Here is a 14,563-nt window from a genome sequence, read left to right as displayed (position 1 = left end):
TCCTGACGGAAAAGCGGCTTTCCCGCTGGTGGGGACGGCCGCTTTTTTAGTAGAATAGAAGAAAAATAGAAACGAAGAATGAAATTTCTACACGAAGGAGCTATTCCCAATGTCATTGCACGATCTTTTCCGCCAAGTGATGGCCATTTACGAACAAGAAAGACGCGAAAAACTGTCAAAAGAGCGGCGGTCGTTTCAGTTGGTGACGCGAGCAATTCCAGAGGCGTTGAAAGCGTTGCCGTTTCTGCCGCCTGACCGGTATGTGGTGAAAGGGTCGGTGGGGAAGAGCGGCAATTGGGCCGCTGTACCGTGGGTGGCGGTGATGGACCAAGAAGTGACGGATTCCACGCAGCGCGGCTATTATATCGTCTACTTGTTCAGCGAGGATATGCGTCGGCTGTATTTGACGCTCGCCCAAGGGGTGACGGAGACGCCGAAAGACGAAATGGAGCGGGTGAAGCGGGACATCCGCCAACTCATTCCCACTGAAGAACGCGTGCGGACGGATGATGACATCCATCTTGGTGAAAGCAAACGGGCGAAAGATTACGAACGGTCGGTGGCGGCGTATATCGCCTATTCGTTTGACGATCTGCCATCCGATGAACAACTCGCGCGCGATCTCGAAACGATGATCGGTTATTACCAACAATATGTGGAGCGAACAGAAATGATGGCGCCGCCTGGGGCTCGGCTTTCCTATCAAACGGTCGTGGAGCATATTCACTCGTACATCGCGTCCAAAGGGTTCTATTATACGGAAGAGGAAGTGACCAACCTCTTTCTATCATTAAAAACAAAACCGTTTGTCATTCTATCGGGCATTTCTGGAACCGGGAAAACAAAAATCGTTCAATGGTTGGCCGAGAGCGTCGGCGCGACGGAAGACAACGGCCGCTTCACCTTAATTCCCGTCCGCCCGGACTGGAACGACGGCTCTGATTTGCTTGGCTATGTCGATATCAAAGGCGATTTCAAGCCTGGACCGCTCACCAACGTCATGATCGAAGCGGAGAAGCATCCGGACAAACCGTATTTCGTCGTGTTGGACGAGATGAACCTCGCCCGCGTCGAGCATTACTTCAGCGACGTCTTAAGCGTCATGGAAAGCCGCCGCTGGGAAAACGGGCGCATCACATCGTCGCGGGTGCTGCCGAAAGAAACAGCAGGGTGCGATCTTTTTCTCCCGCCAAACGTCTATATCATCGGCACCGTCAACATGGACGAAACGACCCACCCCTTCAGCAAAAAAGTGCTCGACCGAGCGAACACGATCGAGTTCAACCGCGTCCAGCTCGATCATCTTGACTTTTTGCGCGATTTGCCAACCGTCGCGCCCCTGCCCGTCGGACAGGAGCTGTTTGCGGCGCGGTATTTGCATTTGAAAGATGTGTATCCACGCTACCCAGAGCTTGTTGAAACCGTGACGAAAAAGCTCGTGGAGATCAACCGCATCCTCGAGCCGCTCGGCGCGCATATTGGCTACCGCGTCCGCGATGAAATTTGCTTCTACCTTGCTTATAACGAAGAAGGAAAGCTGATGGAATTTGCCAAGGCGTTCGACTATTGCTTGATGCAAAAAATTTTGCCGCGTCTTTCAGGAAGCGACGCGCGGCTGGAAACAGCGCTCAAGCAGCTGTTTGTCCTTTGCGCCGGCTTTGAACCGGACGGCGAATACGGCGGCATGCTTGATGTTTCGTATGCCAACTATCCAAAAAGTGCGGAGAAAATTTGGCAGATGCTGCGGAGGTTGGAAGACGATGGCTTCACTTCGTTCTGGCTCGGGGCGTGACGACCGCGAGCTTGTTCATATCGAAACGAAACAGCTCACGCTGGTGATCAAAGGAAAGCCGTACCACGAACAATACGAAGGGCTTCAGCAGTACCGCCGCCTTAATTTCCATGAGACGATGGAGTTTTTCGTCAGCGGCGAAGACATCTTGGACGTCAAACTGTTTGACGTTGACGCCGGTGCATTGGTCGACTGGTCGGGCGGCCACCGCCCGATTTTCTTTGAAAACGGCGTCTATCAGCTGCTCGTGTTTCCGAAAACCGACAGGATGCTCTCGTTTTACCATGAATCGCCAGTGCTTCGGAACGCCGTCAGCCGCGTTGGCATCGGCGGACAGGCGGTGTTGATGGGCAACCTCTATTTCCCGAATGAAGTCGGGCTGTCCACGTTCGAAATCCGCGACGGCAGCCATTCCATTTTGGATGTGACGATCGAAATTTTTCCGACGAAGCTGACATATAAACAAGACTACCAAATCCTTCTTGACGAAGTAAGCGAAGAAATCTACAACTTGGCGTTTCACTTCATCAAGCGCACGTACCAGCGGACAAAAGCGAGACGCGACGGCGTTCCGTCAAGAAGTGAATTTTTCCGGCTCATGGAAGCGCATATCGGTGACTTTTTGCATGCCATTCGGCATATTGAGCGGCAGCCGCACCATCAACTGTCGACCGTCCATGTGAGGGTGCGCGGCGACCAGCTCGGCCGTTTGGATGCGGCAGGAAGAAACGATTTGCGCAAGCGGCCGCAAGTGTTCCGTGACGTCAAGCGCGGCATCGACATCGGAAGTCGAACCGTCATGCCGCAATCGGGGCTCAAAGCGAAAAAAGAACTGACGTACGACACGCTCGAAAACCAGTTCGTCAAATGGATGATGATGCGCCTTGTCGAGAAGCTGCTCGATTTGTTCGAACACGTGCAAGGGAAACAAAAGCGGTACGAAACTGAACCGGATCCGGATTTGCTTGAGCGCATCCAATCGATGATCCGTGCGCTCGAAAACCGGCTTCATCACTCTTTTTGGCGGCCGATCGGGCGGCTTGACCGCTCCGTCATGAGCCTCGTCCTGCAAATGGCGCCCGGGTACCGCGACGCCTATCAGCTGTTTCTCATCATCACCCGCGGCCTCGCCTTGCAAGGGAAGCTGTACCGAATGTCCGTAAAAGACGTCGCCACGTTGTACGAGTATTGGACGTTTCTGAAGCTCGGACAGCTCCTTGGGAAAAAATACAAACTCATCAGCCAAAATGTCATCCAAGTGAACCGCTTAGGGCTGTTCGTCAATCTCGAAAAAAACCGCTCCGCCAAGCGGGTGTACGAACATCCGTACACCGGCGAGCGAATCACGCTGACCTATCAGCCGTACGAAGGAAGGCTGCCAACCGTCCCCCAAATGCCCGACACGGTTCTGGCGATTGAAAAGAAGGGAAAAGACTATACGTTCAACTACATTTTCGACGCCAAATACCGCCTGGACTTCGCCGTTTCGGGCAGCTCATACGAAAAACGGTACGGAATGCCGGGACCGATGGAAGACGACATCAACACGATGCACCGCTACCGCGATTCGCTTGTCGCCCGCCGCGGCGGCCCATACGAACGCACCGCCTTTGGCGCCTACGTGCTGTTCCCGTGGCATGACGAGGACAGCTACCAAGAGCACCCGCTGTACAAAAGCATCAACGACGTCAACATCGGCGGTCTGCCGTTTTTGCCGAACGCCACCCGCCTGGTCGAGCAGTTCATCGAGCGGTTGATTGAAAAGAATCCCGAAGAACTGCAAAACGAAGGCATTTTGCCGCAAGGGATCATCGAAGAATGGCGGTCGGCTTTCGATGAGCATGTGCTTGTCGGCATGGTGCCAAGCGCTGAGCATTATCACGCCTACTTGAAGCACCGTTTCTACCATATCCCGGCGAAACGGCTGAAAAAAGGCTGGCAAGACGCGCGTTACATCGCCCTTTACCCGAAACAAGGGGCCGCCCCGCAAAACGGGGTCACGTGCCTCGGCAAAATCGCCGATGTGAAAATCGTCAAACGCTCGGCCATCACCGAACTGCCGAAACGAAGCGATGAGGAATACGTTCGCTTCGAAGTCGAACACTGGCAGCCTCTGAAAAACGTCATCCGCCCGGTCGGCTACGGCATCGCCGTCTATGCGATGACGACGCTCAACACGCTCAAACAGGCGAAAGAACTGCCTGAGCTGTTCATGAAATCAAGCGAGGAAATCGCCCTTTGGCGCTTGCTGAGGCGGCTGTCCGACCGCATCCGCTTCGACCTTGACGCCCGCTACTTGGATCAGGCGTCCAAAATCACCGCGTACCGCGTCAAAAACTTGTTCATCCGCCTAGAAGACGGTCTGCTCATGATCACGAACGGCACGAAGCAAAAAACGATCGCCGCCGAACTGCTCCGCAAACAACCGTCGGCCGTGTTTCGCGAAGTGGTGGGGATGATGGGGGAGGGGTGAACGATGGAAGATCATACGGTTATGATCCAAAACAGAGGCCTCGTCCCCCTTCCCGATTAGCAAGTAGTGTCTATGATAATCAATCTATGTTTCGACAAATTTCAACAACGTTCCGCAAGTTGTTTTAGTAAAATAAAATGATATAAGACAGGGACAAGGGAGCAATCGTTGCATGAAGGCAAAAGGATTGATTGACAACAAACAAAATGGTTTAGTGGGAGATGTTTTAAAAGCGCATATTAAAAAGGCAGCAAACTATCGATTGCGGCGGCCCATTTTACGTTATATGCGTTTGCAGAATTGAAAAAAGAGCTGGCGCAAATCGATGAATTCCGTTTTATTTTCACAGAGCCTGCCTTTGTGCGCGGTGATCGTTCATTCAATGAATGGATGAAGAAAAACGAAGCGGCGCTGTATGGAGTGGAAGAAGAACGAAAATACAAAATCGAACTCAACCAAGCATACATAGCAAGGGAACTGGCGAAATGGCTGAAGCGGAAGGCCAAAGTAAAGTCGGTTGTCAATCAGCGCATTCAAGGCAGTTTATACCATGTGCGAAATGAGGACGGATCACAAATCGGCTTGATCGGCGGGGCGCCGTTTTCCAGCCCGGGGCTCGGCTACAGCAACTCCTCCCATTTTTATTTTACTCATATGATGGATGATCGAGATTCCAGCGCCCAGCTGCTTCGCCAGTTTGAGGCGATTTGGCAAGATGAACAGGCGCTGCAAGATGTGAAAGATGAAATTTTGCGGCGCTTGGAAGTCATGTATCAAGAACATCCGCCAGAGTTTATTTATTTTGTCACACTTTATCACCTATTCAAAGATTTTTTAAAGGAAGCGACAAACTACGAAACGTTGCAGACGAGAACCGGTTTCCAAAATACGGTGATTTGGAACAAACTTTATGACTTTCAGCGCGATGGGGTCCTTGGGGCCATCAATAAAATTGAAACGTACGGGGGCTGCATCATCGCCGACAGTGTCGGGCTTGGAAAAACGTTCGAAGCGTTGGCGGTGATCAAATATTACGAATTGTGCAACCATCGCGTTCTCGTATTGGCGCCGAAAAAATTGCGGGAAAACTGGGCCATCTACCGTTTAAATGATAAGCGAAACATTTTAGCCGCAGACCGCTAAATTTTGGACCTGTATCGTTCGCTTTGCGACGGCAAAAAAGACGTCGAATGGGGCTTGTACGAGGCGTTTTACCAAGAGACGAAAAACGGAAAAGATATGAAAACGTATAAGGCGCTGTTTGAAAAAGCAGTGGAAGAGATCGTCGGCAAGATGGATCAGCAATTGATGCTGAACATATTTAGCCTTGGAAACTTGGACGCCTTAGCGACGAATGCCAACACGAGTTTGCAAGATTTTGAGATCGTTTCGTATTTGATCATTGAAGGGTGAGTGTCATGGCCGCCTCCGCGTTTTATGCTACAATAGGGCTGGACGAGCGCGTCCGCCCGCTGCATAAAAAGCTCGACAAAAAAATGTTTTACGACTATGCAGATTTGACGAAAAAAGAAAAGGACTATATGACGAAAGACATCGAGCGGATCGAGCTGGCGTATTTGTTGACCCCGGGCGTCATCAACATTCAGCCGTTCGTCAACGAGGAACATCATTACGAAGGGGTCATGTTTATCACCGTTCGGCTGCGGGCGGAAACAAAGGATGCGCACCTTTCCGTTATCGGGGAAATCATCCAAGAAACGGTGCCCAACCCGACCGTTATCGTGTTTGAAAAAGAAGGAAACGTTCGAATTGGAACATGCCGCAAGCGGCTGAACAAAAACGACCGGACAAAAGTCGTGGCGGAAGAATGGGCGTATATCCCGTGGTTTTCACTCGATCATGCTGACGAGACGGTCAAGCAGTTTCTTGGCGCCGTCCATATGACGAGGCTTTCGTTCGCCAACTTTTTCCGCTTTTATCAAGACATCCATTTGGCCGTGCAGGCGTTCCAGCGCGCCAAAGCAGTCGGCGCCTTTTCCATCGCCGCTGATGAACGATCAAAACAGCTCGTCGCGCAAATCGAACAGGCAGAAACCGAAATCGCCAAATGGAAAAACGAAATGAAAAAAGAAACACAGTTTAATCGAAAAGTCGAATACCATATGAAAATTCAACAGCTAACGAAGCAAATCGAACAATGGAAGCAACAATTGCGCTGAAAGGGGAAGCATAATATGGAGAAACTGGACGGAAAATCATTGGATCTCGTCAAAACAAACATTGAAGCGTTAAAGCAGCTATTCCCGGAAGTGGTCACGGAAGGAAAAATCGATTTTAACAAACTGAAGCTTGTTCTTGGCGAAGAGATTGAAACGCGCAACGAAAAGTACGAATTCACGTGGCACGGCAAAACACAAGCGATGAAACTCGCACAAACGCCATCGACCGGCACCTTGCGGCCGGACAAAGCATCAAGCAAAAACTGGGAGAAAACAGAAAACTTGTATATTGAAGGCGACAACTTGGAAGTGCTGAAATTGCTGCAAAAATCGTATTTCGGCAAAATTAAAATGATCTACATCGATCCACCGTACAATACAGGGAAAGACTTTGTGTACAAAGACGATTTTCGCGACAATATCAAAAATTATAAAGAAATCACGCAGCAAACGACCAAGGCGAATACGGAGACGAATGGGCGATACCACACCGATTGGTTGAATATGATGTACCCGCGGTTAAAGTTGGCGAGGAATTTGTTGAGGGAGGATGGGGTTATATTTATAAGTATTGACGATAATGAGGTTACTAACCTAAAAAAAATTTGTGATGAAATATTTGGAGAACCAAATTTTATTGCTCAAATCACGGTTTTATGTAATCCGAAAGGTCGTTCGCAAGATAAATATTTTGCAACTAATCACGAATACATACTAGTATACTCAAAAAATAATCTAGAGCAAGGTTATTTTTCCATTCAAAAAGACGAAGAACAAATAGTTAATGATTACCCGGAACAAGATGGGCAAGGGAGATACAGGCTGATTGAATTAAGAAACACTCATAGGGAATTCGGTAAGCATAATCGTAAAAACCTCTTTTATCCTATTTATGTAAACCCAGTTACATCAGAAATATCCCTTGAATATAAGGATGGTTACAATATAAAGGTTGAACCTATCTGGGATGACGGATACGAGGGGTGTTGGACGTGGGATAAGTCAAAAGCTCTAAAAGATATTCACTTATTGGTTGCTAGAAAAACTAATAAGGATAAATGGAAAATTTATAGAAAAAACTATGCTAATGGCGCGACAAAAATGTTAAAAACAATTTTTTTGGATAAGTCATTCTATACAGAAAAAGGACAGGCAGTATTTTCTTCCTTGTTCTCAACAAAATCTAAGTTGTTTCCATCACCTAAATCTGTAGGTTTGATTGCTCAATTGCTTCTCACAGCTACTCAGAATGATGATATAGTTCTTGACTTCTTCTCCGGCTCGGCCACGACCGCTCATGCGGTGATGCAGTTAAACGCAGAAGACGGAGGCAGCCGCAAGTTTATTATGGTCCAGCTGCCGGAAAAAACGGATGAAACGTCCGATGCGTATAAAGCGGGGTATAAAAACATTTGCGAAATCGGCAAGGAACGCATCCGTCGGGCAGGTGAGAAAATCGTTCAAGAAACCGGAAAGACCGATTTGGATATCGGCTTTAAAGTGTTTAAGCTCGACTCCTCCAATATCAAAGAGTGGGATCCGGACTTTGACAACCTCGAACAAACGCTTTTCGATTTGCAGAACAACATTAAGGAAGATCGGACGAAAGAAGACTTGTTGTATGAGATTTTGCTGAAAATCGGGTTGCCGTTGACGGTGCCGATTGAGGAAATCGACTGCCGCGGCAAAACGATTTACAACGTCGCCTACGGTTCCGTGCTCGTCTGCTTAGAAGACGAAATCGATCTTGATCTCGTTCAAGAAATGTTAAAGCACCGCTCTGAGCATATGCCGCCAAAAGTCATTTTTAAAGAATCCGGCTTTATGAGCGACGCGGTGAAAACGAACGCCTTGCAAACGTTGAAAAAGCATGGCATCACGGATGTTAGGAGTGTATAATCGATGAAGCTCAAGTTTAACGCGGATTTGGACTACCAACGGCGTGCGATTGAGTCGGTGGTGCACATTTTTAAAGGGCAGGAGATGAGCCAGTCGAACTTCACTGTGTCGTACGGCCCTGATGCGGGAATGCTTCAAACGGACTTGGGCGTCGGGAATCGGCTTGACCTGACGCCTGAGGAAATTTTAAAAAATGTCCAAGAGATTCAAGTGAGAAACGGCCTGCCGCGCAGTGAGCGGCTCGATGGCATGCATTTTACGATTGAAATGGAAACGGGGACGGGGAAGACGTACGTATATTTGCGGACGATTTATGAGCTTCATAAACATTATGGGTTTACGAAGTTTGTCATCGTCGTCCCGTCCGTGGCAATTCGCGAAGGGGTGTACAAATCGCTGCAAATCACTCGCGAACACTTTGATGAACTATACGACCGCACCCCGGTTGAGTACTTTATCTACGATTCACAAAAGCTCGATCAGGTGCGCAATTTTGCGACGGCGACGACGATTCAAATCATGATCATCAATATTGACGCGTTCCGCAAAAGCTTTGAAGATCCGGAAAAGGAGGATAAGGCGAACGTCATTCATCGGCCGAACGACCGTCTGAATGGATATCGTCCGATTGAGTTTATTCAACAGACGCATCCGATCGTGATTATCGATGAACCGCAAAGCGTCGATACGACGCCGAAGTCGAAGGAAGCGATCGCGTCGCTTAACCCGCTTTGCACGCTGCGCTACTCGGCGACGCATGTAGACAAATATAATATGGTGTATCGCCTTGATGCAGTCGACGCGTACAATCAAAAATTAGTCAAAAAGATCGAAGTCATGTCCGTCCGCTCCGAACCGTCTTTTAATGTGCCGTACATCAAGCTTGTCGAGGTGAAAGAACGAAAAGCAAAAATCGAGCTTGATGTCGAATCGCGCGGAAAGGTCAAACGAACGACGAAAACGGTCAAATGCGGCGATGATTTGTATGACGTTTCCGGAGAGCGCGAACTGTACCGCGGCTATATCGTCGAGCAAATCGATTGGACGGAAGGAAATGAAGCGATTGAAATCAACGGCTGCCGACTCGGCGTGGGCGATGTGATCGGGGATGTCGATGATGATGCCATCAAGCGGTATCAAATCCGCAAAACGATTGAAGAGCATTTAAACAAAGAATTGTGGCTCCGCCCGCGAGGAATTAAAGTGTTAAGCCTGTTCTTTATCGACAAAGTCGCCCATTACCGCGACTATGATCAAGAAGGCCAGCCGGTAAAAGGAAAATACGCGGTCATGTTTGAGGAAGAGTACCGGAATTTAATGCAAAAGCCGAAATATCGTCCGCTTTGGGACGATCCGAGCATTGATCAAGATGTAGAGAAAGTGCATAACGGCTATTTTGCCCAAGATAAAAAAGGACGGTTGAAAGATACGAAAGGCAATACAGAGGCGGATACGGATGTATACAACTTAATTATGAGGGATAAAGAACGTCTGCTCAGCCTCGATGAGCCGCTCCGCTTCATTTTCTCCCATTCCGCGCTCCGCGAAGGGTGGGACAACCCGAACGTCTTTCAAATTTGCACGTTGAAAGACTCGTCAGGCACGTATGTATCGAGACGCCAGGAAATTGGGCGCGGGTTGCGATTGGCCGTCGACCAGAACGGGGAGCGGGTGCATGATGATCATATCAACGTATTGACGGTGATGGCGAATGAGTCCTATGAAGAATTTGTCGCCAGTTTGCAAAAAGAAATTGAAGAAGATGCGGGCATCCGGTTCGGCAAAATTGAAAAACATGTATTTGCCAAACTCGTCTATCTAGACGAGGCAACGGATGAGCCAGTACAAATGGGTTATGATTTATCGTTGAAGCTGTATGAGGAATTGAAACAAAACGGTTATATTGACAAACAGAGCAAAGCAACGGAAAAACTCAAGCAGGCCATTGAAGACTACGATCTCCGTCTGAGCGACGAATTCCAGCTGTGGCGATCGGCCATCGTAAAGGAGATCAAACGGCATTTGCAAGCATTGCCGATCAAAGATGGGACGAAAAAGAAAAAAGTCAATGTCAATATGGCGGTTCTCAATCAGGAAGAGTTTAGGCAATTGTGGGACAAAATCAAATACAAAACGGTCTATTCGGTCGATTTTGACAGCGAACAGCTCATTGACCTGTGCATCGCCGCCATTCAAGAAATGAAGCCCATTGAGAAAATCCGCATTGTCAGCCGGAAAGGACGGGTGGAGATCGATCACGTCACAGGCGTGCAAGCGCCAACGGTCAGTGAAAAAGTGGAAGATTACGTAAGCTTGCACCATACGCTTCCGGACGTCGTCACCGAGCTGCAAAACCGGACGAATTTAACGCGGAAGACGATCGTGCGCATTTTGACAGGCTGCAAGCGGCTCGATGATTTTAAAAACAATCCGCAAAAGTTTATCGAAGAAGTGGCGAACATCATCCAGCGTCAAATGAAGCTGTTGCTGAAAGATGGCGTGAAATATTACAAAATCGGTGATGATGCCTATTATGCAGTCGAACTGTTCCAAAACGAAGAGCTGCTCGCTTATTTGAACGACAACGCCATCCCGAGCGTCAAATCGCCGTTTGACCATATCATTTACGATTCCGAGGTGGAAGAACGGTTCGCCAAACGTTTTGAAAACGATGAAAACGTGAAAGTATACGTCAAACTGCCGAGCTGGTTTAAAATTGACACGCCGATCGGTTCCTACAATCCCGACTGGGCGCTTGTCATCGAAAAGGATGGCGAGGAAAAACTGTACTTCGTCCTCGAGACGAAAGGACAGGAATGGGAGGGCGAACTGCGCCCCGGCGAAGCAAGCAAAATCGCTTTCGCCCGCAAACACTTCCAAGCCATTGGAACGGACGTGGAATTCATTGGGCCGGAAAATGATGTCGAGCGGTTTATGTTACGAGCCATAAGCCGCTGAAGGTGGGGACAAACAGAAGCCGGGTTGGCTTCTGCTTTGTCTTCATTAGCATCACATTAATATTGATCCAGTTGAATGCAAAACCTCTTTGGACATCAAAAAGGTCTTCTTCGGACAACAATAGAATATTAGTGTATGAAAAGATTATCATCAATAGGGGTAAAAGGGATAGGAGTTGATAAAGAGGGTTTCAAAAGCGGGAGAATTACGGGTTTTAATTGCTTCCCTGTCAGATGCAGGAGCGGCATCGCACCGCTTTTTTTGCATTTTTCGGCGGTCGACAAAGTTCGACGGCAATGTTTTACAAAAGTTGATACAATTAAATTAGCCAAATCTTTCTGTCCATGATAAAGGGAGGGGAAACCGGATGACGACGATCCGCAAAGCGGATTACTACTATGGAGCGTTGCTTTCTGCATTGGTCAACGGCGGACTGGCACCGGCGCTGTTTGAAAAGGAAAGTGACAATCGACAAATTTATGAAGTAACGACGAATAAAGCGAGCTATATCATTTACACGAAATACAACACGAATCCATTCGGCTCTAAGGATTTCACTTGGTCGTTTGTATTCGGTGACAATGAAATTTCGGAAATTAGCAAGATTCATCTCGAAAACAGCAAGGAAAAAGAAATTATTTTTGCCTTCATTTGTGCCCAGAAACAGCCGAGCGATTCCAATCAAATAATTGCCATTGTCCGTTGGGATGAGTTTCTCGAGTGCGTGGATCTGCAAAAAGCGCAAGTTCGAGGAACTCCCCGGCTCTCCATAAAAGCAGTTAAAGGTTCCCATAAGTTGCGCCTCTACGGCAGCAAACGCGCGGATGTATTGGATGGGAAGGATAATACGATCAGAATTGAACGAAATCGGTTAAGCAGTTTGTAATAGACTGAGAACACTGGTGGGGGGCTTAGTTTTTGAATTATTGCATCATACTAGGAGGGGGCTGTCTGCCCATCCTTTAAGCCCCCGTTTTTAGAAAACTGTTGGTTTCGCAGATGGAGCCATTTTTTGTGAAAAGGGGGAAAAGCCAGTGACAAAATGGTGGATGATCCGCGCGGGCGACCGCAATGAACTGATTCCGCTTTGGCTGGAAAAAGGCATCGCATCGATCGGCTGGGCGCAGTTAGGGAATCCAAGGCATTTTTCATCAAAGCAGCAGCTTCAACAAAAGGCAGACGAAGTGTTTAACGAGGCTAAGCCAAAATCGAGAGAGAGCTGGGTTAATCAAGTGTGGCGTTTCAGCCATGATATTAAAAAAGGCGATCGTGTGATCACGTACTCTAAAGAAAAAAGGGAATACATTGTCGGAACGGTCACAGAGGAGCATCGGTACGATCCTGCCCTTGGGCATCCGTATTATCCGAACATCATTCGGGTAAGTTGGGAAAATGCCAGGATCTCAAGAGATTCATTGCCGCAGGCGGCGAAAAACAGTTTAGGCTCCACCTTAACGGTTTTTCGGATCGATGAATGGGGCGATGAGTTCGAACGACAACTGGGCAAACCGTCATCAACCTCTGTCGATGAAACTAGTGGATCGGAAGAGGATGAAATCGTCGAAGATCTTGTCGGAAAAGCGTTGATGATGATCCAGGATAAGGTCGATCAGCTTGATCCGTGGCAAATGCAAGATTTAGTGGCGGGCTTGCTTCGGGCTATGGGGTACAATGTGCAAGTCAGCCCGAAAGGCCCTGATGGCGGTGTGGATGTGTTAGCCTATAAGGATGCGTTCGGTTTTGAAAAGCCGATTATCAAAGTGCAAGTCAAACACCGAAAAAGCGCTGCTTCGGCTCCCGAAATCCAACAGCTTCTCGGAGCCAACCCGATTGACGCCAATTGTCTGTTCGTCTCGACAGGGGGATTTACTTCTCAGGCAGAGGCAGTCGCCAAACATAATTCAGTCAAATTGATTGATTTAGAAGAGCTGGTCAACTTGATTGTCCATTGGTATGAAGAAATGCCTAACGATGCGAGAGCGTTGCTGCCGCTGCAAAAAATTTATATTCCCGAATAAGATGCCTTTGTGTCCTACTCAAACTTAAGGTCGGTCTTCCATAAACGCGGGGTTCGTTCCATCCCTCTGCCCGCAGCACGGGCGGTCGTTGCCATTTGTATGACAGAGGGCCTTTCCGGGCTCTCCATTTTTTCTTCTTCCATGCAGGATTTTCGCCTCGTGCTCACGAATGATATTTGGTGAACATCTTCATCGTGAGGTGATCAGATGGCCATTGACCATGACCGGTTGTTCAAAGAACTGATCCAAACGTTCTTCGAAGAGTTTATTCTCCTCTTTTTCCCGACATGCACGAACATATTGATTTCCGCCATTTGTCCTTTCTATCCGAAGAGCTGTTCACCGATGTCACGGCAGGTGAAAAATACCGCGTCGATCTGTTAGTCGAGACGAAGCTGAAAGGAGAAGACGGATTGGTCATTGTACACGTAGAAAACCAGGCGTATATTCAACCGTCATTCCCAGAGCGGATGTTTCTTTATTTCAGCCGCTTGTTTGAAAAATACCGCACCCGCATCGTTCCGATCGCCGTCTTCAGCTATGATGCCCTCCGCGAGGAACCGTCCGTGTTTTCGATCGAGTTTCCCTTTGGCGAAGTGCTGCAGTTTCGCTTTTTCCCGGTGGAGCTGCGCAAGCAACATTGGCGTCATTACATTCGGCATGACAATCCAGTTGCGGCTGCGCTGCTTGGCAAAATGGGGTATACTGAAAGTGAACGAATCGAGCTGAAAAAAGAGTTTTTGCGCATGCTCGTGCGGTTGGAATTGGATGAAGCGCGGCAGCGGCTGCTGCTTGGTTTTTTCGAAACGTATGTGAAGTTGTCGGAGGAGGAAGAGCAACAACTGCGAAGCGAGGTGAAGGCGATGGAAACGAAAGAAAAAGAGAAAGTGCTGGAACTGATGATTTCGTATGAACAAAAAAGGGAAGAAAGAAGGGCTGGAAGAAGGGATCAAACGCGGAATTCAGCAAGGGATGAAACAGGGAATGAAACGGTTGATCCATAACATGGCGCAAAAAGGAATGACGGCGGAAGACATTGCCCGGTTGGTGGATCTTCCAGAGGAAGAGGTTCGGGGATTGCTTGAAGAGTAGGGAAACAAAAAGCAAGGGGGATGGCCATGGGGAATATCCAGCCAAGGTGGTTCGTAACGACAAGCGGCCAACCGATCGTCGTACGGACGGCATGGCCTGAGGATGCCGATCGGGTCGCCGTGTTTGTAAAGGCCGTGACCGCGGAAGCGCC

The 14,563-nt window shown here is 48.5% G+C and carries 10 protein-coding genes and 1 pseudogene; all 11 read left to right on the top strand.

All coding sequences use genetic code 11. From position 1 onward, the window contains the following. The first annotated feature begins 109 nt into the window (after positions 1 to 109). Positions 110 to 1,792, top strand: a complete 1,683-nt coding sequence (locus GJ1_RS12140; protein WP_066232768.1) for an MrcB family domain-containing protein — start codon at positions 110 to 112, stop codon at positions 1,790 to 1,792. Next, positions 1,761 to 4,265, top strand: a complete 2,505-nt coding sequence (locus GJ1_RS12135) for a restriction endonuclease-like protein (RefSeq protein ID WP_066232765.1) — start codon at positions 1,761 to 1,763, stop codon at positions 4,263 to 4,265. Before GJ1_RS12140 ends, GJ1_RS12135 begins: the two co-directional genes overlap by 32 nt. A 172-nt stretch (positions 4,266 to 4,437) precedes the next feature. Continuing rightward, on the top strand, positions 4,438 to 4,569 hold the full coding sequence (locus GJ1_RS19280) for a hypothetical protein (RefSeq protein ID WP_281176941.1): 132 nt from the start codon (positions 4,438 to 4,440) through the stop codon (positions 4,567 to 4,569). Then, on the top strand, positions 4,566 to 5,408 hold the full coding sequence (locus GJ1_RS12130) for an SNF2-related protein (protein WP_245629382.1): 843 nt from the start codon (positions 4,566 to 4,568) through the stop codon (positions 5,406 to 5,408). Before GJ1_RS19280 ends, GJ1_RS12130 begins: the two co-directional genes overlap by 4 nt. Positions 5,409 to 5,411: 3 nt before the next feature. Beyond that, positions 5,412 to 5,678, top strand: coding sequence for a hypothetical protein (locus GJ1_RS12125; RefSeq protein ID WP_066232762.1), 267 nt, complete (start codon positions 5,412 to 5,414; stop codon positions 5,676 to 5,678). A 5-nt stretch (positions 5,679 to 5,683) separates the two neighbouring features. Next, complete coding sequence (locus tag GJ1_RS12120; protein ID WP_066232759.1) at positions 5,684 to 6,445, top strand: DUF4391 domain-containing protein; 762 nt, start codon at positions 5,684 to 5,686, stop codon at positions 6,443 to 6,445. A gap of 15 nt (positions 6,446 to 6,460) precedes the next feature. Next, positions 6,461 to 8,344 (top strand): site-specific DNA-methyltransferase, encoded by a 1,884-nt coding sequence (locus tag GJ1_RS12115; protein ID WP_066232756.1) that lies wholly within the window; start codon positions 6,461 to 6,463, stop codon positions 8,342 to 8,344. Positions 8,345 to 8,347: 3 nt separating this feature from the next. After that, positions 8,348 to 11,302, top strand: coding sequence for a type III restriction-modification system endonuclease (locus GJ1_RS12110; protein ID WP_066232754.1), 2,955 nt, complete (start codon positions 8,348 to 8,350; stop codon positions 11,300 to 11,302). A gap of 367 nt (positions 11,303 to 11,669) precedes the next feature. Then, complete coding sequence (locus tag GJ1_RS12105; RefSeq protein WP_066232751.1) at positions 11,670 to 12,188, top strand: hypothetical protein; 519 nt, start codon at positions 11,670 to 11,672, stop codon at positions 12,186 to 12,188. A gap of 148 nt (positions 12,189 to 12,336) precedes the next feature. After that, positions 12,337 to 13,320 (top strand): restriction endonuclease, encoded by a 984-nt coding sequence (locus tag GJ1_RS12100; RefSeq protein ID WP_066232748.1) that lies wholly within the window; start codon positions 12,337 to 12,339, stop codon positions 13,318 to 13,320. 207 nt (positions 13,321 to 13,527) lie between these two features. Further along, positions 13,528 to 14,412, top strand: a pseudogene (locus tag GJ1_RS19075) (Rpn family recombination-promoting nuclease/putative transposase). The last annotated feature ends 151 nt before the right edge of the window (positions 14,413 to 14,563 follow it).

Source organism: Geobacillus jurassicus NBRC 107829 (assembly GCF_001544315.1).
In the GTDB taxonomy this organism is placed as follows: domain Bacteria; phylum Bacillota; class Bacilli; order Bacillales; family Anoxybacillaceae; genus Geobacillus; species Geobacillus jurassicus.
Note: the sequence above shows the minus strand (reverse complement) of the source record. Positions and strands in the feature narration are given on the sequence as shown.